Origin of the sequence: Tessaracoccus sp. MC1756, from assembly GCF_014164735.1 — a bacterium.
Lineage (GTDB): Bacteria > Actinomycetota > Actinomycetes > Propionibacteriales > Propionibacteriaceae > Arachnia.
The window spans coordinates 275833-297309 of sequence record NZ_JACJFZ010000003.1 but is presented as its reverse complement, the minus strand read 5'-3'; the positions used below and the strand labels follow the sequence as shown (position 1 = coordinate 297309).

Here is a 21477-nt window from a genome sequence, read left to right as displayed (position 1 = left end):
ATGGCCGCACAGCTCCTCGCGGGAGTGCAACGGTACCTGGACCGGATCCTGGTGGCGCTGGGCGTGGTGCTGCTGTTCTGGATCTGGCATCTGGGGCATCTGGAGTGGGGCACGCAGAAGTATGTCCCCACGTGGATGGACGACCGGATCCTGCTGTTCGTCGCGCCGCCCCTGCTGCTCGCCGCACTGGGGCTGGTACGTGCCGCGTTGGCAGGAGCCTTCGCCTACCCGCTGGTGGTGGTCGTCGGTGAGCTCCTCGGTGTCGCCGCCTGGGACCTGCAGGTCATGTTCCTCGGTGAGGAGCATGAGCCGCTGCATGCGGGCTGGTGGATCGCCGTGGCGCTCTACGTGTGGGTGGTCCTCGGGGCCGCCTGGGGCGAGGCCAGAGCGCGGCGTTGGGCGAGGATCGAGGCGGAGGAAACGTCACCGGCGCAGCCGTGACCCAGATGTAACGCGGTGGAAACGTGGGCCACTTAACATGGAGTTCCGTGCATGAATCGAACACCACCCGTCATATCTTCGTCACCGGGGGCGTCGTCTCCTCGCTGGGCAAGGGCCTCACCGCGGCCAGCCTCGGCACGCTGCTGGTAGGGCGCGGTCTCCGCGTCACCATGCAGAAGCTGGATCCCTACCTCAATGTCGACCCGGGCACCATGAACCCGTTCCAGCACGGCGAGGTCTTCATCACGGACGACGGTGCGGAGACCGATCTCGACATCGGCCACTACGAGCGCTTCCTGGATGTGAACCTCACCAGCAGCGCCAACGTCACCACGGGCCAGGTCTATTCCACCGTGATAGCGCGCGAACGCCGCGGCGAATATCTCGGCCAGACCGTTCAAGTGGTGCCACACATCACCGACGAGATCCGCGACCGGATGCTCTCGATGGCCGGGCCGGACGTCGACGTGGTCATCCACGAGATCGGGGGCACCGTCGGCGACATCGAGTCCCTGCCGTTCCTGGAGGCCGCCCGCCAGGTTCGCCACGAGGTGGGCCGTGACCGGGTCTTCTTCCTCCACGTCTCACTCGTGCCGTACCTGAAACCGGCAGCCGAGCTGAAGACCAAGCCCACGCAGCACTCGGTGGCCGCGTTGCGCCAGGTCGGTATCCAACCCGACGCGATCGTGTGCCGCTCCTCGCTGGAGGTGCCCGCCGCGATGAAGCGCAAGATCGCGCTCATGTGCGACGTGGACGAAGAGGCCGTGATCAGCTGCGCCGACGCGTCGAGCATCTACGCGATTCCCCGGGTGCTGCACTCCGAGGGGCTCGACGCCTACGTGGTGCGCCGCCTCCAACTGTCCTTCCGCGACGTGAACTGGAAGGCCTGGGATGAGCTCCTGAGCCGCGTCGAGCAGCCCGCCGAGCGGGTGACGGTGGCGTTGGTCGGCAAGTACATCGACCTTCCCGACGCCTACCTCTCCGTGTCCGAGGCGCTGCGGGCCGGCGGCTTTGCGCACCGCGCCGCTGTCGACCTGCGATGGGTCGCCTCCGACGACTGCGCGACCCGCGAGGGAGCCGCCAGGGCCCTGGAGGGGGCCGACGCGGTCTGCGTGCCCGGGGGCTTCGGCATCCGCGGTGTGGAAGGCAAACTGGGGGCGCTGACCTACGCCCGAGAACACCGCGTTCCGACGCTCGGCCTCTGCCTGGGGATGCAGTGCATGGTGGTCGAGGCGGCCCGCAATCTGGCTGGGCTGGGGGGAGCGTCGTCGACCGAGTTCGATGCCGACACCGAAGAGCCGGTCGTGGCGACGATGGCCGAGCAGAGCCGCATCGTGGCCGGAGACGGCGACCTGGGCGGCACTATGCGGCTCGGTTCCTACCCGGCGCTCCTGCGCGACGGCACTGTCGTGCGCAGGGTCTATGGTGAGGCCAGGGTCGAGGAGCGCCACCGCCATCGCTACGAAGTGAACAACGCCTACCGCGCACGTCTCGAAGAGGCGGGCCTGGTGGTCTCGGGCACCTCGCCGGATTCGCAGCTTGTCGAGTTCGTCGAATTGCCGGAGGGCGTGCATCCCTTCTACGTGGGCACGCAGGCGCACCCCGAACTGAAGTCGCGCCCGACGAAGCCGCATCCGCTGTTCGCCGGGCTGATCGGAGCCGCGCTCGCGGCACGGAAGGGGTAGCGCATGCGCGTCGACGAGCCGATGAAGTGGCCGGTGCGGAGCCGGGAGGTGCTGGGGTCCGGCAGGGTGACGTCCTTCGTGGAGGAGAGGGTCGCCACTCCGTCGGGTGAGGAGATCACGCGGCAGTTCATCACGCATCCGGGCGCGGTGGCCGTCGTCGCATGGGATGAGAGCACCGACGAGATCGCCGTGCTGCGCCATTACCGCCACCCGGTCGGTCTGGAACTGGTGGAGGTCCCTGCCGGGCTGCTCGACGTCGACGGGGAGCAGTGGGTCCTCAGCGCCCAGCGTGAGCTCGCCGAGGAGGTCGAACTGGCAGCTGACCGTTGGGACGTGCTGGTCGACATCCTGACCACCCCCGGCTCGTCGGAGGAGACGCTCAGGATCTATCTGGCCAGGGACGTGCGCCCCGCCGCACGCCCGGAGGGTTTCGTGCTCGAGGGCGAGGAGGCGCACATGACCTGGTCCTGGGTGCCCAGGCAGCACCTGGTCGACGAGATCCTGGCCGGGCGCTGCCAGTCGCCGTCGCTGGTCGCCGGGGTGCTCGCGTTCGAGACCGCCCGGCTGTCCGGCCGTCTCGAGGACCTGCGGCCGGCGGACGCCGCGTGGCTCGCCCGCCAGGAGTGAGCGCGCTGGAGCGGGCGCGCGACGACTACGTCAACCACGTCCGCGTCGAACGGGGGCTGGCCACCAACACGGTGGCGGCCTACCGCCGCGACCTGGCCCGCTACGTCACATTCCTGTCCGAGCGGGGCATCCTGTCGGTGGCGGAGGTGACACCCGTGGAGGTGACCGAGTTCGTCCGCGAGCTGAGCACGTCCCAGGCCCGGTCGTCGGTGGCCCGCCACGTTGTCAGCGTGCGCATGTTCCACCAGTTCTGCGCCGACGAGGGCCTGGCGCCGCAGAACCCGGCGGCGGAGGTGTCGCCGCCGAAGCTCGAGCAGCGGCTGCCGAAGGCGCTCACCGTCGAGGAGGTCTCGGGGATCCTGGACGCACCGGATCGGACGGAGGTCGTGGGCCTTCGGGACGCCGCCCTGCTGGAGTTGCTCTACGGCACCGGAGCCCGGGTCTCGGAGGTCTGCGGGCTGGACGTGGACGACGTGACCGCCGCACTGTCCGAACCGGACGTGGGCATCCGCCTGCTCGGCAAGGGCGGAAAGGAGCGGGTCGTCCCCCTGGGCAGCTACGCGGCCAAGGCGTTGTCGGCCTACCTGGTGCGCGCGCGGCCGGCGCTGGCGCAGGCCGCGAAGAAGCACACGCCGGCGCTGCTGCTCAACCAGCGCGGCATGCGCCTCAGTCGCCAGTCCGCGTGGGCCGTCATCCAGCGCGCTGCCGAGGCCGCCGGCCTCAACGTGGACGTGTCGCCGCACTCGCTGCGCCACTCCTTCGCGACGCACCTGCTCGACGGGGGAGCAGACCTGAGGGTGGTGCAGGAACTGCTGGGCCACTCGTCGGTCGCCACCACCCAGATCTACACCCTGGTGACCATCGAGCACCTGCGTGAGGTGCACGCAGCCGCCCACCCGCGGGCCCGCTGACCTGCGGTTGCTAGAAGGCGGCCAGGTTCATCGGCGGCTCGTCCACCTGGAACAGGCGTGAGAGCCGGCTGATGGCGGTGGGCTCACCCTGCACCAGCCCGGACAGGGCCAACTCCGACGCCGAGCGGTCACCGTGCCACATCGACGCGAGCACGTCGATGGGCAGCCGCACCTCCGCTGCCTGCTCCGAGGGTGCAGCGGCGCCGTGCCCGTCCCGCGCGCTGACCCGCCAGGTGCCCTGGCAGTAGCCCATGGCGTCGGAGACCTCGACGACCACGTCGCCCTCGCCGTCGAAGCCGCGCTGTGCGGTGGCCGATGGGAGGTCGAGGATGCGCAACCACACCGGGTCGTCGCCCTCCTTGGCGGTGACCGCCCACGGGTCGACGAGGGACGCCGCCAGCGGATCGCCCGGAGGGGAGAGGGGATAGGTCAGCCGCTCGACCAGGTCCATCGCCGCCAGCGTGCGCCACAGCGCCCGGTTGACTGCCTGGTCGGCAGTGCACACCTTGCGAACGGCCGTGGTGATGGGAGTCTCGTCCCAACCTTTGGGCGTGAACAACGCGAATCCGTCCACCTCGCCGGTGGCGGAGAAGTGCACGGCGCACCGCAGCGCGCGGGCGGGACCGTTCTCCCCGGAATCCCAGAGTCCGGTGTCGACCAGGAAGTGGCCGTGCAGGTGCCCGACGGCGCCCCGGAAACGCGCCTGATGCGCGGTGACCAGGCGCTCCCAGTGGTCGCGCAGGAACGACGGTGGGACGAACTCGACGGTGCCTGGCGCGCTCGGCACGTCGGCCCGGAGCGAGAAGCGCCTGGTGTCGACCTCAATGGGGTGGGTGTGGGTGCTGATGCCGAAACCGAAACGGCCGTAGATGGTCGCTTCTGAAGCAGTCAGGGTGGCAAGCGGCATGCCGTGCCCACGCGCCGCGTCGAGTTGCTGACGCATCATGTGCTTCAGCAGACCGCGGCGGCGGTGGCTCGGCCGGACCGCGACGGTGTTGATCACCAGGGCGTCGACGAGGCCGCGTCCGCAGTTGATCGTGGTGGGTGCCGCCGCGAAAGCCGCGACCGCCTCCCGGCCCGCGAGGCCAGGCCCCTCCGTCGTCACCCTGCCCAACCACGCCCTGTCTTCGCGGCGGTGCTTCCGGTAGGTGGCCAGCCCTTCGTCGGAGGCGCGCTGCTCCAGGAAACTGAAGCGGAACACGTCGAGATAGTCGGCCCAGGCGGGGCTGTCGTCCGGGGTCTCGAGCGGCATCAGATCGTATTCGTAGGGCCGTTGCACGTCTTCGACTCTAGTGCCCGGTATCCGGGGGACAGATATGCCCGGACCACCTCATACGTGGTCCGGGCTCGCATCACTTTTATCGGTCCGAAGTGACTACCGGGCGCAGACACGCCGACTCAACGGCAAACTTCCGGTGAATTTCCGTCATTTGGCTGACACGGGGCGAAGAGGGGTGTAGACATGTCCCTACGCACTTCCTTTCGGGGAAGAGCGGGAAGGGAAAGTCCTACTTTCGATTGCTGCAGGTTTGATCCAGTAGCACCCCACCCGGCGAGGTGGGTGAGAAAACCCGGATGCCCTTCCAGGCAGGTGGGCCGCCACCACCCGCCACACCCAGGTGGCCTGACCAACTCATACTTGGTCAGGCCACCGCCCTGTTCGGGGCCGCTCGGAAGAAATAGACCAGGGTGCGTCCACTAGGCTGGTCCCCACTTGCAGAGAAGTAGGAGGCAATGCGGTGGCGGATAGCGGCCTGTTCGAAAAGCCCGAGTTCCAGGTACCGGATGCACCGGGGGAGTCGACCCTCATCGATACCGGTGTGATCGGTCCCACGGGCCGACCCCTCCCAACCTTCCCGGAGCCTGAGCGCCCCGCCCCCGGCGCCCCGAAGAACGCCATCATCATGTCGATGACCAACCAGAAGGGCGGCGTCGGGAAGACCACCACTGCCATCAACCTGGGTGCCGCGTTGGCTGAAACGGGCCGCAAGATCCTCCTCGTCGACTTCGACCCGCAGGGGTCGCTGTCGGTGGGCCTCGGCGTGAATCCGCACACCCTGGACCGGTCCATCTACAACCTGCTGCTGAGCCGCGAGTACGAACCGCGCGAGGTCATCATGGAGACCACCGTGGCCGGCCTCGACATCCTGCCGAGCAACATCGACCTCTCCGCGGCCGAAGTGCAGCTCGTCAGCGAAGTCGCCCGGGAGCAGACGCTCCAGCGCGTCCTGACCAAGGTGCGCTCCAGCTACGACTACATCCTCATCGACTGCGCGCCGAGCCTGGGCCTGCTCACGATCAATGCGCTCACCGCCAGCGACTATGTCGTCGTGCCGCTGGAGTGCGAGTTCTTCGCGTTGCGCGGCGTGGCGCTGCTGACCGACACGATCGCCAAGGTGCAGGACCGGCTGAACCCTGAACTCGAGGTCATGGGCATTCTCGGCACCATGTACGACGCCCGCACGCTGCACAGCCGCGAGGTGCTGGAGCGCGTGGTCCAAGCCTTCGGCGACGACGTGTTCCACACTGTCATCCGTCGCACCATCAAGTTCCCGGAGACGACGGTGGCCGGCGAGCCCATCACCACCTACGCCTCGGCTTCCCCCGGCGCTGACGCCTACCGGCAGCTGGCGCGAGAGGTGTTGATGAGGAGTGAGGTGTGAGCAAGCCCAAGCGCGCTGAGCTGCCTGGGGCCTCGGAGCTGTTCCGGCCGACGCGGCAGCCGCGCGAGGCGACGCCGGAGGCTCCACCTGCCGAGGCCCAGGCTGCCCCCACGATGCAGCCAGTGACAGAGCCGGCGGCTGAGGCGCCCGCGCCCGCACCCACCGGCCGGGTCCGGCACGACCACAAGATCACGGTCTACTTCAGCGAGGACGAACTGCTCGCCCTCGAGGACGCCAACCTCGACCTGCGGCGCACGCACGGCATCCGAGTCGACCGGGGGCGCATCGTGCGCGTGGCCGTCGCCCACGCCCTCGCAGACCTCGCGGCGCGCGGCGGCGACAGCGACCTCGTGGCCGAACTCAGACAGCAGTGAGCAGGGGACGGGCACAGTCGGAGCAGCGCGACGAGCTGCCGGGCTTCGAGTTGCGGCTGATCAACTTCGAGGGGCCTTTCGACCTCCTGCTCGACCTCATCTCCCGCCGCGAACTGGACATCACCGAGGTGGCGCTCAGCGCCGTGACGGATGAGTTCATCACCTATGTGAAGTTGGGCGGGGAGGTCTGGGACCTCGACAGGACCAGCTCCTTCCTCGTGGTGGCGGCCACCCTGCTCGACCTCAAGGCCGCCCGCCTCCTGCCCGGAGGTGAGGTGAGCGATCCGGAGGACATCGCGGCGCTGGAGGCCCGCGACCTCCTGTTCGCCCGCCTCCTGCAGTACCGCGCGTTCAAGAAACTCGCCGAGTGGGTCGCGGAGTCGATGAACGGCGCCGAGTCCACGCACTGGCGGCCCGGCGGGATCGAGGAGCAGTTCCGCGGCCTCCTCCCGGAGGTGGAACTGACGTTGACCCCCGACGATGTCGCCCGGCTCGCGGCGGCGGCGATGGTGCCGAAGCCCGCCCCCGTCGTCGAGCTGGGCCACCTGCACGGCAACACTGTCAGCGTCCCGGAGCAGGTCACGCTCATCGCCGACAGATTGCGCCGCGAGGGCGCAGCCACGTTCAGGTCGCTCATCTCCGGCGCAGACCGGCTCACCGTTGTGGTGCGTTTCCTGGCCATCCTGGAGCTGTTCCGGGCACAACAGGTGGCACTCGAACAACTCGAACCGCTCGCCGAACTGACGGTGCGGTGGACCGCCGGCGATGAGGCCGCCGTCGAGGTCACCGATGATTACGGACCACAACCCGAACTGGAGGATGCATGAGCACCCACGGCGCCCTCGAGGCCATCCTGTTGATGGCCACTGAGCCGACCACCACGCAGGAGTTGGCCGCAGCACTCGACCTGACCGTCGATGAGGCCGACCGCTCGCTGGACGAGATCGCCGCCTTCTACGAGGAGAACGCACGTGGCATCCGGCTGCGACGCATCGCCGGGGGCTGGCGCTTCGCCACGGACCCGGCGCTGGCCGACGTCCTGGAGGCGTGGCTGGTCTCGGACCAGCGCTCCCGACTGACCCAGGCGGCCCTCGAAACCCTGTCTGTCATCGCCTATCTGCAGCCGGTGACCCGCGGCCGGATCTCGGGAGTCCGCGGCGTGGGCGTCGACGGCGTGGTCAAGACGCTGCTCGTGCGCGGGCTGATCATGGAGGCGGGGGAGGACCCGGTCACCGGAGCCATGACGTTCGCGACCACGCCGCTGTTCCTGCAGAAACTGGGGCTCAATTCCTTGAAGGAATTGCCGGACTTGGCGCCCATGCTGCCTGACGCCGTAGCCTTGGAAGCTGAGCTGGGACAACTCGCCGCCGCGATGGCGCCTGAGGCCCGGCCCGAGGAGGAACGCGAAGATGAACGACCAGCCTGACAAGGAAAAGACCGAGGGCATCCGATTGCAGAAGGTGCTGGCCTCGGCCGGCCTCGCATCCCGCCGCGCCAGTGAAATCCTCATCGAGGAGGGGCGGGTGGAGGTCAACGGCAAGATCGTCACTGAGCAGGGCATGCGCGTCAATCCCGAGACGGACCACATCCGGGTGGACGGCTCGCGCATCCCGCCGCCGCGCCACAACCTGTACCTCGTGATGAACAAGCCTCGGGGCGTGGTCTCCACGATGGAGGACCCGGAGGGGCGCAAGACGCTGCTCGACTACCTGCCCAGGCTCCGCGAGCGGATCTTCCACGTCGGCCGCCTCGACACCGAGACCGAAGGCCTGATCCTGCTCACCAACGACGGCGAGTTCGCCCACCGCATGGCGCACCCCAGCTACAAAGTCACCAAGACCTACACCGTGCAGGCCGCGGGCGTGATGGACAACCGCACCATCAAGCGTCTGGAGAAGGGCGTCACGCTCGAGGACGGCCCCGTCAAGCCGGACAAGGTGAAGCTCGTCTCCCGCGCTGCCAACCGGACGCTGATCGAGGTCTCGCTGCACGAGGGCCGCAACCGCATCGTGCGCAGGATGTTCGATACGGTCGGGCACCCCGTCGACCGCTTGGCCAGGACCGCAATCGGTCCCGTCCGGCTCGGCAACCTGCCGGTCGGCGAGATCCGCGAACTGACCAGGGAGGAACTGGGAGAGCTGCTCGACCTCGTGGGCATGTGACCTGGCCAGGCCAACAGACGGGTGCGCTAGGTTGAAGGTCAAGGAGGTGGCCCATGGCCGGGTACGAGGACTTTGACTTCGACTTCGACGCGACCCAACAGGGCGCCTGGGAGGAGTTCACCACACGCCTCGACGAGGTGCTGTCGGTGATGGATTCCACTGCGGATCTGACGATCTCCGTGGCTTCGGCCAGGAAGCCCGGTGACGGTGAGGCCGACGAACCCCCCGGCATCCGGTTCTCCGTGACCGAGCCAGGGGTGATCGCCGCCTACGTCAAGGGGCCCGACGGCGGGGCGCCCACAGAGGCGCAGGCCGAAGGCCTGCACCGCCTGGCATGGGACCAGCCCAACAACGAGTGGAACACGTTCCACACCGTCGTCGACCAGGAGAACTCGGCGGCGCTGGCGCAACTCGCCACCGAGACCCTGGCGGAGGTGTTCGGCGTGCTCCACCCCATCTTCCTGGAGCCCGACCAGTTGGCCGAGATCCTGAAGGGGCAGACCGACTGGGTTCCCCTCACGCCCAAACCGCTCAGCAAGGACCAGATGGCGGTCATGCCGGCCAACCGGACGGACCTGGACCACCTCGTGGACCACGAGTTGGCCAAGGCCTACGGCCATCCCCCGCTGCGCAATGACCAGGGCGACGTCGCCATCCGCGTCGGGTCCACGATGGTCTTCCTCCGCTCCACCCCGGACGCGGCTGAGCTCGTGCTGTTCTCGGCGCTCGTGCACGAGGTCGGCGGCCGTTCGCGGGCGTGTGAGGTGCTCAACGACCTCAACGTCGAGGCCCGCTACGGCCGTTTCGCTCTGCACCGTGACCGGGTGTTCGTGCAGATCTCCGTGGCCGCGAAACCCTTCGTCGCGGCCCACCTGCACCAGGCGCTGCTGCACCTGAGCCAGATCGCCGACGGCATCGACGACGCGCTGGCCACCAAGCTGGGCGGCCGCACCACGTTCAACGGCTGACAAGCGATACAGTTTGAGATATGACCGATCCGCAACATGTGACCTACTTCTCCCGGCTCGATGGCGACGAATGTTGGGCGTTGCTGAGTGAGACCGTGATCGGTCGCATCGCTTGGCAGGGCGACGACGGAATCATCGTGGTCCCCGTGAACTACCAGGTCGTGGATCGCACCATCATCTTCCACACCGACACCGATTCCAGCCTGGCGAAGCTCGCCGACGGCAGGAAGGTCTCGTTCCAGGTGGACGAGATCGACCCTGATTCGGCCATCGGTTGGTCCGTCCTGGTGCAGGGCACCGCAGGGGCGGCGGACCCGGGCGTGACGAACAAGAGCTGGCTCGACGGTGACCTCGCCGTCGGTATTGCCGTGACCGCCGCGTCGATCGACGGGCGTGTTGTCTCCGGAACGAAGAAGGGCTGAGAGTCATGAACGAAAAGACAGCTCCGCTGGTTGTCGTCGGCGTCGACGGAAGTGATGACGGCCTGCGGGCCGTGCGCTTCGGCACCGGTGCCGCCCTCCGGATCAACGGCGAACTGCTGCTGGTCAACGCCGTCGACGACACGCTCATGGCCGGCGCCTGGGGTGTCGTCTACGACCCCGAGGTGCTCCAGTCCGCCGGAATCACCGCCAACGAACAGGCCCGGGACGTGGCGCTGAGCATGGGGCTGCCGGAGCACCGCATCAAGACTGAGGTCGTGATGGGTTCGCCGGGCGGCGTGATGGCCAGGCTGAGCGAGGTCGCCGACCTGGTCGTCGTCGGGCGCCGCGCGGCGTCCGGCCTCGAGCGCATGTTCGTCGGCTCCACCTCCGTGGCCGTGGTGGCCAACGCCTCCTGCCCCGTGGTCGTCATCTCCGCCGCGGCCCACCCTGACCCCATCGGTGGCCGTGGCATCGTCGGCGTCGGGCTGCAGACCAGCCCGGGGTCCGAGAAGACACTGGAGGCCGGCTTCCAGCAGGCCCAGCGTCTCGGTGCGCGCCTCGAGATCGTGCACGCCATCCAGCCCCCAGTGGGCCTATTCGCCCGCAAGCTCTCGCCGAACGAACTCGACGAGCAGGTGCGCTTCGCGAAGGGTGGCATCGAGGCGATCACCAACGAGGTCGCCCAGTCCTACCCCGACGTCCAGTACCGCGTCGAGGTGGCGGCAGACAGCCCCATCAACGAGTTGGTCAGCCGCAGTGCGGGCTACGACTTGCTGGTGGTCGGCGTGGGTGACTCACACATCCCAGGCCTCTCCCTGGGCGGCCTCATGCGTGGCCTGTTGGCCCACGCGGAGTGTCCGCTGTTCGTCGCGCGCGGATGACTGAGGCCCCCACCGAGCCCACCGTCGAGGTCGACCCGCAGCTACCCATCGCTGCGGAGGCCGAGCACATCGCTGAACTGATCCGCCGGCACCAGGTGGTCGTCGTCGCGGGCGAAACAGGCTCCGGCAAGACCACCCAGCTGCCCAAGATCTGCTTGATGGCAGGGCGCACGCGCATCGCGCACACGCAGCCCCGGCGGATCGCGGCGCGCACCGTGGCGCAGCGCATCGCCGATGAGTGCGGCGTCGAGCTGGGCGACTTCGTCGGCTACCAGGTCCGCTTCACCCGCAAGGTGACGGCAGCCACCCGCATCAAGGTGATGACCGACGGCATCCTGCTGTCGGAGCTCACCCACGACAGGCTGCTCAGCCGGTACGACACGATCATCATCGACGAGGCGCACGAGCGCAGCCTCAACATCGATTTCCTCCTCGGCTACCTCAAACAGTTGTTGCCGAAGCGCCCGGAGCTGCGGGTGATCGTGACCTCGGCCACCATCGACACGGCCCGTTTCTCGGAACACTTCGGCGACGCCCCGGTCGTGGAGGTCTCCGGACGCACCTACCCCGTCGACACCAGGTACCGGCCGCTCGAGGAGGGCCAGGACGAGATCGACGGGATCGTGGGGGCAGTCGAGGAGATCCTCACCGAACCGGGCGGCGGCGACATCCTCGTGTTCCTCAGCGGGGAGCGCGAGATCCGTGACGCTGCGGAGGCGATCGAGGGGCTCGGGTCCGGGCTGGAGGTGCTGCCGCTGTTCGCACGACTGTCGGCGACAGACCAGCAGAAGGTGTTCTCAGGACACAGCCGACGGAGGGTCGTGCTGGCCACCAACGTGGCCGAGACCTCCATCACCGTGCCGCGCATCCGCTACGTCATCGACACCGGTCTGGCCCGCATCTCGCGGTACTCGACGCGCACCAAGGTGCAGCGGCTCCCCATCGAACCGGTGTCGCAGGCATCGGCGAACCAACGCGCCGGCCGCTGTGGTCGTCTCGGCCCCGGCATCGCGATCCGGCTCTACTCGGAGGAGGACTTCGAGGCGCGGCCCAAGTACTCAGATCCGGAGATCCTGCGCACCAACCTCGCCACTGTGATCCTGCTGATGGCCCAGGCGGGCCTCGGCGACGTCGAGAGCTTCCCGTTCGTGGAGGCCCCCGTGCTGGGACAGATCAACGACGGCGTCCGCGTGCTCAGCGAACTCGGCGCGATCCACCCCCGCCCACGGCATGCCCAGGTGCGGCTCACGCGCACGGGCCGGATGCTCGCCCGGATGCCGGTGGACCCCCGGCTGGGGCGCATGATCATCGAGGGCGCCCGCCGCAGGACTCTGGCCACCGTGCTGGTGCTCGTGGCAGGCCTCACTGTGCCCGACATCCGGGAACGCCCGGCGGAGTTCCAGAATCAGGCCGACCAGTTGCACCGTCGCTTCTGGGGCATCGAGGCGAAGCCTGACGAAGAGGGCGAGACGCCCAGGCGCCACACGACCCACACAGGCACGCGCAAGGAGACCGCGCCCAAGACGTCGCTGGAGGGCGGCGATTTCGAGGCGCTCCTCAACATCTGGAACTACCTGCACGAGCGTCGACGCGAGCTCTCCGGCAACCAGTTCCGCCGGATGTGCCGCGCCGAATACCTCAACTTCGTGCGGTTCCGCGAGTGGGAGGACCTCGTCTCCCAGCTCCGCGAGGCGGCCAAGGAACTGGACCTCGACACCCGCGGTCACGGGCCGACCGACCAGGTCCTCAGCAGCCTGTTGAGCGGGTTACTCTCCAACGTGGGCGTGGCCGAGGAGCAACGGGGCAAGCGTGAGCCGGGCAAGCGTCGGCCCCTTCAGGAGTACCTGGGCACCCGCGGCGCGAGGTTCGCGATCCAACCGGGGTCCGCGCTGGCCAAGTCCACCCCGCCGCTGGTGATGGCCTTCGAGCTGGTGGAGACCTCCCGCCTGTGGGCCCGCACCGTGGCCGGGATCAAGCCGGAATGGGTGGAGGAGGTGGCCGGCCCCCTGCTGACCCGCACCGTGTCTGAACCGGTGTGGTCGCAGCGCTCCGCCAGCGTGGTGGCCAACGAACGGCTGACGCTCTTCGGCGTACCGATCGTGGCGGGCCGCCGCACCGACTACGCGAAGGACCACCCCGAGGAGGCGCGCGAGATCTTCCTGCGCACCGCCCTCGTCGAAGGGGAGTGGGACACCCGCAACCCCGTCGTCCGGGACAACCGCGCAGTGATCCAGGAAGCGGAGAAGATGACCGATCGGATGCGCCGGCCGGACCTCCTCATCTCCGACGAGGCGCTCTACGCCTTCTACGACGCACGGGTGCCCAGCGACGTGGTCTCCGGCGCGACCTTCGACAAGTGGTTGCGCTCGACGCCGAAGAGTGACTGGCCGCTGCTGATGATCGACGACGCCATCGTCGACGCCACCCAGTTGCACCCCAACGATTTCCCCGACAGGTGGACGTTCGGCGAGCACAAGCTGCCCATCGACTACACGTTCGATCCCGGGGCCGGCAGCGACGGCGTGACGCTCAAGCTACGCCTCGAGCTCCTCGGCCAACTCGACGCCGATGAGTTCTCCTGGCAAGTGCCGGGGCTGCGTCCGGAGTTGGCCACCGAACTGATCAGGTCACTGCCCAAGTCGGTGCGCACCAACTTCGTGCCCGCGCCGGATTTCGCTGCCAGGGCGTTGGCCTGGCTCGACGAGCGAGGCCAGGTGGGGGAGGGTGCCTTCACCGACGCGCTGGCCCGGGCGCTCACCGCGCTCACTGGAGTCGTCGTCGAGGGCCCGCAGTTCGCGCCGGAGGCCGTGGGCAAGCACCTGCGTCCGACCTACGTGGTCCTCGACGAGGACCGTGAGGTGGCCCGGGATGTCGATCTCGAGGGGCTGCGCCGGAAACTGTCGCCCAAGGTGGCCGCGAAGCTGACCGCCTCCGCGGGAGACAAGGCCGCCACCGGACAGAAGTCGTGGACGTTCGGCGACGTGCCGCGCGAGACGACCGTGGGCACGGGCGTCGTGGGGTACCCGGCGCTCGTGGACGAGGCCACCGCTGTCGGGCTGCGGGTCTTCGACTCGGCGGCGCGGGCAGAGGTGTCGCACGCCCAGGGCGTCCGGCGCCTGCTGACCCTCACGAACCCGGATCCCACCAAGTGGGTCGTCTCCCACTTGGGGCGCGTCGAGAAGTTGGCGTTGGCGGACTCCGCCTACCCGAAGGTGCCGGAACTGCTGGCCGACGCGTGGCTCAAGGCTGGCGAACAACTGGCCCTCGAGCTGGGTCCGCTCGACGGCGTGCGCACCGAGGCCGACTACCGTCGGTTGGCGCTGGAGGTGCGGCAGGAATGCCCCGGCCGGACGCTGCAGGTGGTCAACACCGCCGCGCATGCGCTGACGGCGGTGACGCAGGCACGGATCCTTGTGGGTGCCATGTCGACCGGCGATGCTTTGGGTTCCGACGTGAGCGCGCAGCTGGACAACCTGTTCTTCAACCGCTTCATCTCGGCCACTCCTGATCCCTGGTTCGCGCACCTTCCGCGCTATGCGCAGGCTGCCGTCGTTCGGCTGCAGGCGGCGGCGGCCAATCGCGCCCGCGACGACAAGGTCGCCGTCGAGCTGTATGACGTCGAGGACGCTTACGCGGAGCTGACCGAACGGCAGCCGCCCGGCCCTCTCAGCCGTGACGTGGAGGAGATCGCGTTCCTCATCGAGGAGTTCCGGGTCAGTCTGTTCGCCCAGCAGTTGCGCACCGCCGTTCCCGTCTCGGCCAAGCGCATCCGTCAGGCCATCCGGCAGGCTGGCTGAACCCGTTGTGGCACGATGGAACCCGTGCCTAAAGACGTCGCTGAACTCATTGCCCTGTTCGATCTCAGAGAGACCGGGCAGTCGAGTTTCCGCGGGCCGCACCCCCAGACCTATCTTCAGCGGCTCTTCGGGGGGCAGGTGCTCGGCCAGACCCTGGTGGCGGCCGCCCGCACCGTCTCACCCAGCCGGCGGATCCACTCCCTGAACGCCTACTTCCTGCGCCCGGGGGCCAACGACGCCCCGCTCGACTTCGAGGTCGAACTGGTGCGCGACGGGAACACGTTCAGCAACCGCCGTGTCGTGACCCGGCAGGGCGATCGGGAGATCTTCATGATGACGGCCTCGTTCCAGGAGCCCGAGGAAGGCCTGGACCATTCGGCCTCCCCACCTCACGATGTCGCCGTGCCTGACGCCAGCCCACCGCTGCGAGAGGTGCTCGAGCGCCGATTCGGGGCGCCGTTCATGCTGCTGGCCGAATGGGACGCGCTCGACGTGCGGCTGGCCGCGCGGCCGGACCGCACGGATTCCGGTGGCTCCATGAAGGCGTGGGTACGCACCCGCCAGCCCATGCCCGACGACCCTGTGCTGCATGCGGCGGTGCTGGCCTACCTCAGCGACATCACGCTGCTCAGCGTCACCACGGTCCCCCACGAGGTGGAGTTCCTGTCGCCGCAGATGCAGGCGGCCTCCATCGACCACGTGATGTGGTTCCACCGCCCCGTGCGGGTGGATGAATGGCTGTTGTACGACATGCTCTCGCCTTCGGCCTCACACGCTCGCGGGTTCGCCACCGGCAGGCTGTTCCAGGACGGTCAGGCGGTGGCCAGTTGCGCCCAGGAGGGGCTCATCCGGGTCGTGAAATAGGACACGGCCCGTGCCCTGGGGGAAAGGCGCGGACCGTGTCCGGTTCAGAGGCGACCTGCTCGGTCAGGCGGCTATACCGTGCGATTCACGCATCGTCGCCAACGCGGCACGCTCGATCTGGCGCACGCGCTCGGCGGTGATGCCCCAGTGGCTGCCGATGTCTGCCAGCTTGGCCTGGCGGCCGTCCAGCAGCCCGTAGCGGCGGCGCACCACGTCCTGCGAACGCTCGTCGAGGTCTGAGAGCATCCCTTCGAGGCGCGCGCGCTCTTCAGCGTCGAGCACCATCTCGTCGGGGCCGGGGGCCGTCTCGCGGGCGATCAGATCGCCCAGTGCGGTGTCGCCGTCAGCCTCGACGGGGGCGTCGAGCGAGACGTGGTCGCGGGAGTAACGCAGGAGGTCCACGATGCGGCTCTCCTCGAGGCCCAGTTCTGCGGCGATCTCAGTGATCTCCGGATCCCGGCCGAGTTCCCGCTCAAGGTTGCGACGCGTGGCCGAGACCTGGTTGACCTGTTCGGCGACGTGCACAGGGAGGCGGACGATGCGGCTCTGCTGGGCGATGCCGCGAGAGATGGCCTGGCGTACCCACCAGGTGGCGTAGGTCGAGAACTTGAAGCCCTTGGCGTAGTCGAATTTCTCGACGGCCCGGATCAGGCCGGTGTTGCCCTCCTGCACGAGGTCGAGCAACGGCATCTGGGCGCGGCCGTAGCGGCGTGCCACGGAGACCACGAGCCTCAGGTTGGCCTTCACGAAACGCTGGACGGTGCGTTCACCCTCCGCGGCGAGTTCGATCAGTTCGTCCTCGGTGGCCTCGACCGTGGTGTCGATCTCACCGTCCAGGATTTTCTGCGCGTAGAGCCCGGCCTCGATGGCGCGGGCAAGTTCAACCTCTTCCACAGCGGAGAGCAGGGGAGTCTTGGCAATTGCGTCGAGGTACAGGCCAACGGAGTCCTTGCCCTCGATACCTTCGGTGCTTCGCATGCGCGCAATACGATTCATATTCTTCAGACCTTTCGCCAGTCGTCACCCATATCAACGAAAGCGGCGCGGAGTTGGTTCCATCGGTTTTGCGTGGGGAACAGAAATCATCCTCAAGTACCAGTGGATCCCTGAGGCCGCTACGGGTCGGTTCCCCCGATTGGTTTGAAGGGGAACATCCACCGTGCAAGAATGGACGGTGCGTCACCCTTGACTGAGGCGGGGCGGCGCATGCGCAAATTGCAGTCGACGGCCTCGAGAGGACCACAGTGACCGAGAACGCTGAAGGCACCGGCAAGACACCCCGTACCCGCCGGAGCACGAAGAGCGCCGCCGCTGAGGAAACGCCCGCCGTGAAGCGGACGACCACACGTAAGCCTGCCGCAGCCAAGCCTGCTGCCACCAAGACGACGGCCACCCGCCGCGCCTCCGCGGCGAAGTCCTCCAAGAAGGAGCCCACCATTGCGGAGGCCTCCACCGGCGAGGTCGAGGTTCAGTTCCAGCGAGATGGAGACGACGTGGTGCTCACCGTGGGCGGAAAGAAGCGCACGCTCGACGATGTGGACGAAGCGACCTTCAACGAGGTCGAAGTGGCCAAGGACGAGAAGGAACTCGTCGAGGAGGAGCAGGGCTTCGCCCTCTCGGATTCCGACGACGCGGACGAACCCGAACAGCAGGTCGTCTCCGCCGGAGCCACCGCGGATCCCGTCAAGGACTACCTCAAGCAGATCGGCAAGGTGGCGCTGCTCAACGCCGTCCAGGAAGTTGAACTCGCCAAGCGGATCGAGGCCGGCCTCTTCGCCGAGGAGCAGCTCTCGTCGGACACCCCTCCCCCCACGAGCCAGGACGTCGAAGACTTCCAGTGGATCGCCGAGGACGGCCGCCGCGCCAAGAACCACCTCCTGGAGGCCAACCTCCGCCTGGTGGTGTCGCTGGCCAAGCGTTACACCGGCCGCGGAATGCTCTTCCTCGACCTGATTCAGGAGGGCAACCTCGGCCTGATCCGCGCGGTGGAGAAGTTCGATTACACCAAGGGCTACAAGTTCTCCACCTACGCCACGTGGTGGATCAAGCAGGCCATCACGCGCGCCATGGCAGACCAGGCGCGCACCATCCGTATCCCGGTGCACATGGTCGAGGTCATCAACAAGCTCGCCCGCGTCCAGCGCCAGATGCTGCAGGACCTGGGCCGCGAACCAACCCCTGAAGAACTGGCCGTCGAACTGGACATGACGCCGGAGAAGGTTGTCGAGGTTCAGAAGTACGGGCGCGAGCCTATCTCACTGCATACTCCGCTCGGCGAGGACGGCGACTCCGAGTTCGGCGACCTCATCGAGGACTCCGAAGCCATCGTCCCGGCGGACGCCGTCAATTTCACGCTGCTGCAGGAGCAGCTCAACGACGTCCTCGACACGCTCAGCGAGCGCGAGGCGGGCGTCGTCCAGATGCGCTTCGGCCTCACCGACGGGCAGCCCAAGACCCTCGACGAGATCGGCAAGGTCTATGGCGTGACGCGTGAGCGCATCCGCCAGATCGAGTCCAAGACCATGTCGAAGCTGCGTCACCCGTCGCGCTCGCAGGTGCTGCGCGACTACCTCGACTGACCGCAGACACAACAAGAAGGCCACCCGGAGCGGGTGGCCTTCTTGCATGAGCGGGGTCAGCTGAAGCGGACCATGTTGTTGAGGATCTCCTTCTCCACCCAGACGTAGCGGCCGCCCCGGTTCTCGACGACGTCTGCGCTGGCGTAGGTGCGGCAGCCGTTGCGGCCAGTGAGGGCGGTGTCGCACTCGGTGCGCCAGGTGCGGCCGCCGTCGGTCCACGTGTACCTGCCGCCCACCACGCCGTTGGCGGCGAGGGGGTTGTTCTTCCAGGTAGAGCGGGCGGTGGCCTTGTACGTCAGGTTGTTGAAGGCCCAGCCGTTTACCTGCACGAAGCGGCCCCGGTCGTCGTCATCGCCGTCATCCCACTTGACGATGGTGGCCTGGATCTCGGTGCGGCACCGCTCAGTTGCGGAGTACGGCTCGCAGACCGTGCGCCAACGGCGGCCGTTGACGTAGTGATCGCCGGGGGTGATGTAGATGTCGACGGCGGGCCCGCTCGGGGCGGGGCTCGGAGCGGGAGCGGTCCCGGTGAGGCCGCGGCACTGGTCTTCTGCCGACCCCTTCACGACGTTGCCTGCGCCGGCGGGGGCGGAGAGGTTCTCCTTGCATTGCAGGTTGCCGTCAATGACGTTGTTATTGACGCTGATGGCAGCGCGGTTCTCGAAGAGTTGCACGTCGCCACCCACCCGGGCGCCGTTGATCGTGACGGCACCGGTGGCGTACTTGACCTGGATGTTGCCGTTCACGCGCGCACCGGAACGCACCACGACGGAGCCCGGCGACTTGCTCTCGGCCTGCACGCTCCCGTCGACGTAGCCGCCGTTGATGGTGACGGAGCTGCCCGCGCCCAGGATGACGTTGCCCTGGGTGGTCACGTCGGTGAGGTTGCAGGAGGAGCCGCCGGGGACGATGATGTTGTTGTCGCCCACATTCCGGGCGGAGAGGGTGCCGGTGCAGGTGACGTCGGCGGCGGCCGTCTGGGCGGTGACCGCCAGGCCGGTGAGGGCGAGAGCGGCTGATGCTGCCACGCTCAGGAGTCGCTTCATCAGGGTTCCTTTCGTCGGTCGGCGTTGATCGCCGTGGGAACCACTCAACCGGGCGTCACTGAAGCGCGGATGGGTTCAGGATGAGAGATCTCTCATCCTGGCAATCGCAACGAAGTTGATCAGCATCCGGTGCACCGCGGGTGTCGGTTGCGTGGCGAGCGCGTAGCGGACGAGTGTTTCGGTTTCGGCGGGCTCGAAGTAGCCGGCGTCACGGTAGATCCTGATCCGGTCTGCGAGGCCCCGAGAATCGAGCTCGGGATGGAATTGCGTGGCGTAGACATTGCGCCCCACTCGGAACGCCTGCACGGGGCACGCGGTGCCGGTGGCGAGCAGGGTGGCGCCGGGCGGGAGCCTTCTGCACGCTTCCTTGTGACCCACGAAGGCTTCGAACCGACCAGGCACCCCGTCGAAGATCGGGTCCTTGTGCCCCTCCGACGTGACCGTGGCGATCGTGGTGCCCACCGCCTCGCCGAACGTGCGGTCCACCACACCGCCCAACCGGTCGGTGAGGGTGCCGACGCCGTAACACAGCCCGAGGAACGGGAAGTCGCGCTCGACCACTTCGTCGATGATCCCGTTGAGGTCGGCCTCGACGCGCCGTTGCAGTGGCGACTTCTCGGTGTCGCTCGCGTTGAAGGGCCCTCCGCCGAGGAAGATCCCTGCGTAGTCGTCGAGATCCAGCTGGGGGATGGGCTCATTCTCCACCCGCAGCTGGACGAGGTCTGCGTCGGCCAGCGCGGAGAGCCGCACCACTGCCTCGCGCTCACCCTCCGCCGCGTCGTCCTCCGGCCGGGTGCTGAGCAGCAGAAACGGTTTCACGTGGCCTCCTTGAAATGCGGCTTCCCCGCGCGCAGTTCGTCGACGATGGATCTGGTGACGGCGCGCATGTCGCCATCGGTCGCCGCGGCCACCCGGCGCTGCCGGAGATAGCCGGGTCCCTTCTCGACGAGTTCCCGGACGTGCTCGAACTGGGCGTGACAGCCCAGATCCTCCGCGACTGGCCCCAACTTGTCGAGCCAGTAGAGGATCCCGTCGGTGGCGTGGATGATGTGCTCGTCCTTCCGGACGCTGATGATGTCTGCCGAGAGCCCGTAACGGGCAGCCCGCCACTTGTTCTCACGCATGAACCAGTGGGGGAGCCTGTCGAGGACCTCGCCGCTGGCCAGGATGCGTGACATCCGTTCGACGAGCGTCTGGCTGAGGGCCGCCAACGCCCCGATCTCCATCAGCGTGGGCACTGAATCCATGATCCGGTTCTCGACGGTGCCCCACTGTGAGGGACGCACATCCCACCGGATCTCGGAGGGATTCTGGATCATGCCCGCCCCTTCGAGTTGGGAGGCGAAGGTTTCGAGTTCCTTCCAGTCGGCCATGTGGTACGGCAGGCCGTTGGTGGGCAACTGCTGGAAGACCATGGTGCGCTGCGAGGCGAACTTCGTGTCCTCCCCCTGCCAGAACGGCGAGGAGGCAGACAGCGCGATGAAGTAGGGGGTGAAGCGCGACAGGCCGTAGACGATGGGGAGCGCCTTGTCCTTCTTGTCGATGCCGACGTGGATGTGGAGGCCGTTGATGGCCATCTGCTGACCCCACCAGCCGTTTCGGTCTGTCACGCGCCGGTACTGCGGCTTCTCATAGGGCCGTTGGTCGGCAGGGTTCCCGAACGGGTGGGCCCCCGCCCCCAGCAGTGTCATGCCGCGGGGTTCGAGAACGGAGAGTGCCCAATCACGCAGATGCTCCATCTCCGCCACGGCAGAGGCCACCGTCGGGTGGACGCCGGTGACGAACTCCACCATGGATTGCAGATACTCACCACGGATGGGGCCGTCGACGGGGTCGTCGACCTTCTCCAGCAGCAGCGGAGCGCCCGGCACCTGCTCGTAGGTTGTGCTGTCGACAATGGCGAGTTCCCACTCGATGCCGATGGTGGACTGCTTCGACTGGCCGAATTTGATCTTCATCGGGCCTCCCCGGACGGTTAGTGCGCAGATTAGTCTACGGCGGTGGATTGGCTCGGGTCGTTTCGCGCATCAGCGTTAGGCTTGGGGGCGCGCCAAGAA

20 protein-coding genes are annotated in these 21477 nt (G+C 67.8%); 15 read left to right on the top strand and 5 right to left on the bottom strand.

The window, feature by feature from the left end:
* The 4 genes from H5393_RS10480 to xerD are packed head-to-tail and all read left to right on the top strand — an operon-like array spanning position 1 to position 3664.
* Entirely contained in the window at positions 1-441 is a 441-nt protein-coding gene (locus H5393_RS10480; protein WP_182766602.1) for a hypothetical protein, read from the top strand.
* 47 nt (positions 442-488) lie between these two features.
* On the top strand, positions 489-2126 hold the full coding sequence (locus H5393_RS10475; protein WP_182766601.1) for a CTP synthase: 1638 nt from the start codon (positions 489-491) through the stop codon (positions 2124-2126).
* A gap of 3 nt (positions 2127-2129) precedes the next feature.
* Positions 2130-2753, top strand: a complete 624-nt coding sequence (locus tag H5393_RS10470) for an NUDIX domain-containing protein (RefSeq protein WP_182766600.1) — start codon at positions 2130-2132, stop codon at positions 2751-2753.
* On the top strand, positions 2750-3664 hold the full coding sequence (gene xerD / locus H5393_RS10465) for a site-specific tyrosine recombinase XerD (protein ID WP_182766628.1): 915 nt from the start codon (positions 2750-2752) through the stop codon (positions 3662-3664). Before H5393_RS10470 ends, xerD begins: the two co-directional genes overlap by 4 nt.
* Positions 3665-3674: 10 nt before the next feature.
* Here xerD and H5393_RS10460 read toward each other — a convergent pair whose 3' ends face one another.
* Positions 3675-4943 carry a GNAT family N-acetyltransferase gene (locus H5393_RS10460; RefSeq protein ID WP_182766599.1) on the bottom strand — a complete coding sequence of 423 codons (1269 nt, stop codon included), beginning with the start codon at positions 4941-4943 and terminating at the stop codon, positions 3675-3677.
* Positions 4944-5403: 460 nt separating this feature from the next.
* On the opposite strand from H5393_RS10460, the gene H5393_RS10455 reads away from it, so the two are divergent.
* From H5393_RS10455 to H5393_RS10410, 10 genes are read left to right on the top strand one after another with little or no spacing between them, the layout of a single operon-like run.
* Complete coding sequence (locus H5393_RS10455; RefSeq protein WP_370585971.1) at positions 5404-6327, top strand: ParA family protein; 924 nt, start codon at positions 5404-5406, stop codon at positions 6325-6327.
* On the top strand, positions 6324-6701 hold the full coding sequence (locus H5393_RS10450; protein WP_182766598.1) for a hypothetical protein: 378 nt from the start codon (positions 6324-6326) through the stop codon (positions 6699-6701). Before H5393_RS10455 ends, H5393_RS10450 begins: the two co-directional genes overlap by 4 nt.
* On the top strand, positions 6698-7528 hold the full coding sequence (locus H5393_RS10445) for a segregation/condensation protein A (protein WP_182766597.1): 831 nt from the start codon (positions 6698-6700) through the stop codon (positions 7526-7528). Before H5393_RS10450 ends, H5393_RS10445 begins: the two co-directional genes overlap by 4 nt.
* Complete coding sequence (gene scpB / locus H5393_RS10440) at positions 7525-8127, top strand: SMC-Scp complex subunit ScpB (protein WP_182766596.1); 603 nt, start codon at positions 7525-7527, stop codon at positions 8125-8127. The genes H5393_RS10445 and scpB overlap by 4 nt, the downstream gene beginning before the upstream one ends.
* Positions 8111-8863 (top strand): pseudouridine synthase, encoded by a 753-nt coding sequence (locus H5393_RS10435; RefSeq protein WP_182766595.1) that lies wholly within the window; start codon positions 8111-8113, stop codon positions 8861-8863. Before scpB ends, H5393_RS10435 begins: the two co-directional genes overlap by 17 nt.
* 53 nt (positions 8864-8916) lie before the next feature.
* The gene (locus H5393_RS10430; protein ID WP_182766594.1) at positions 8917-9831 is read left to right on the top strand and encodes a hypothetical protein; all 915 of its coding nucleotides are present in this window, start codon (positions 8917-8919) and stop codon (positions 9829-9831) included.
* 20 nt (positions 9832-9851) lie between these two features.
* Entirely contained in the window at positions 9852-10253 is a 402-nt protein-coding gene (locus tag H5393_RS10425; RefSeq protein WP_182766593.1) for a pyridoxamine 5'-phosphate oxidase family protein, read from the top strand.
* A 5-nt stretch (positions 10254-10258) separates the two neighbouring features.
* Entirely contained in the window at positions 10259-11134 is an 876-nt protein-coding gene (locus H5393_RS10420) for a universal stress protein (protein ID WP_182766592.1), read from the top strand.
* Positions 11131-14931: an ATP-dependent RNA helicase HrpA gene (gene hrpA, locus H5393_RS10415; protein WP_182766591.1), complete on the top strand. Its 3801-nt coding sequence runs from the start codon at positions 11131-11133 to the stop codon at positions 14929-14931. The genes H5393_RS10420 and hrpA overlap by 4 nt, the downstream gene beginning before the upstream one ends.
* 15 nt (positions 14932-14946) lie before the next feature.
* Entirely contained in the window at positions 14947-15795 is an 849-nt protein-coding gene (locus tag H5393_RS10410) for an acyl-CoA thioesterase II (RefSeq protein ID WP_220488338.1), read from the top strand.
* Positions 15796-15858: 63 nt separating this feature from the next.
* Here the strand turns inward: H5393_RS10410 and H5393_RS10405 are convergent, their stop codons facing one another.
* Positions 15859-16791 (bottom strand): RNA polymerase sigma factor RpoD/SigA, encoded by a 933-nt coding sequence (locus H5393_RS10405; protein WP_182764901.1) that lies wholly within the window; start codon positions 16789-16791, stop codon positions 15859-15861.
* Between the two features lie 218 nt (positions 16792-17009).
* On the opposite strand from H5393_RS10405, the gene H5393_RS10400 reads away from it, so the two are divergent.
* A complete protein-coding gene (locus H5393_RS10400; RefSeq protein ID WP_182764925.1) occupies positions 17010-18374 on the top strand; it encodes an RNA polymerase sigma factor in 1365 nt (454 codons plus the stop codon).
* A gap of 56 nt (positions 18375-18430) precedes the next feature.
* On the opposite strand, the gene H5393_RS10395 is transcribed toward H5393_RS10400, so the two are convergent.
* The 3 genes from H5393_RS10395 to H5393_RS10385 form a co-directional block, all read right to left on the bottom strand.
* The gene (locus tag H5393_RS10395) at positions 18431-19420 is read right to left on the bottom strand and encodes a polymer-forming cytoskeletal protein (RefSeq protein ID WP_182766589.1); all 990 of its coding nucleotides are present in this window, start codon (positions 19418-19420) and stop codon (positions 18431-18433) included.
* A 75-nt stretch (positions 19421-19495) separates the two neighbouring features.
* Positions 19496-20239 (bottom strand): glutamine amidotransferase, encoded by a 744-nt coding sequence (locus H5393_RS10390; protein ID WP_182766588.1) that lies wholly within the window; start codon positions 20237-20239, stop codon positions 19496-19498.
* The gene (locus H5393_RS10385) at positions 20236-21378 is read right to left on the bottom strand and encodes a YbdK family carboxylate-amine ligase (RefSeq protein ID WP_182766587.1); all 1143 of its coding nucleotides are present in this window, start codon (positions 21376-21378) and stop codon (positions 20236-20238) included. The genes H5393_RS10390 and H5393_RS10385 overlap by 4 nt, the downstream gene beginning before the upstream one ends.
* Positions 21379-21477 lie beyond the last annotated feature (99 nt).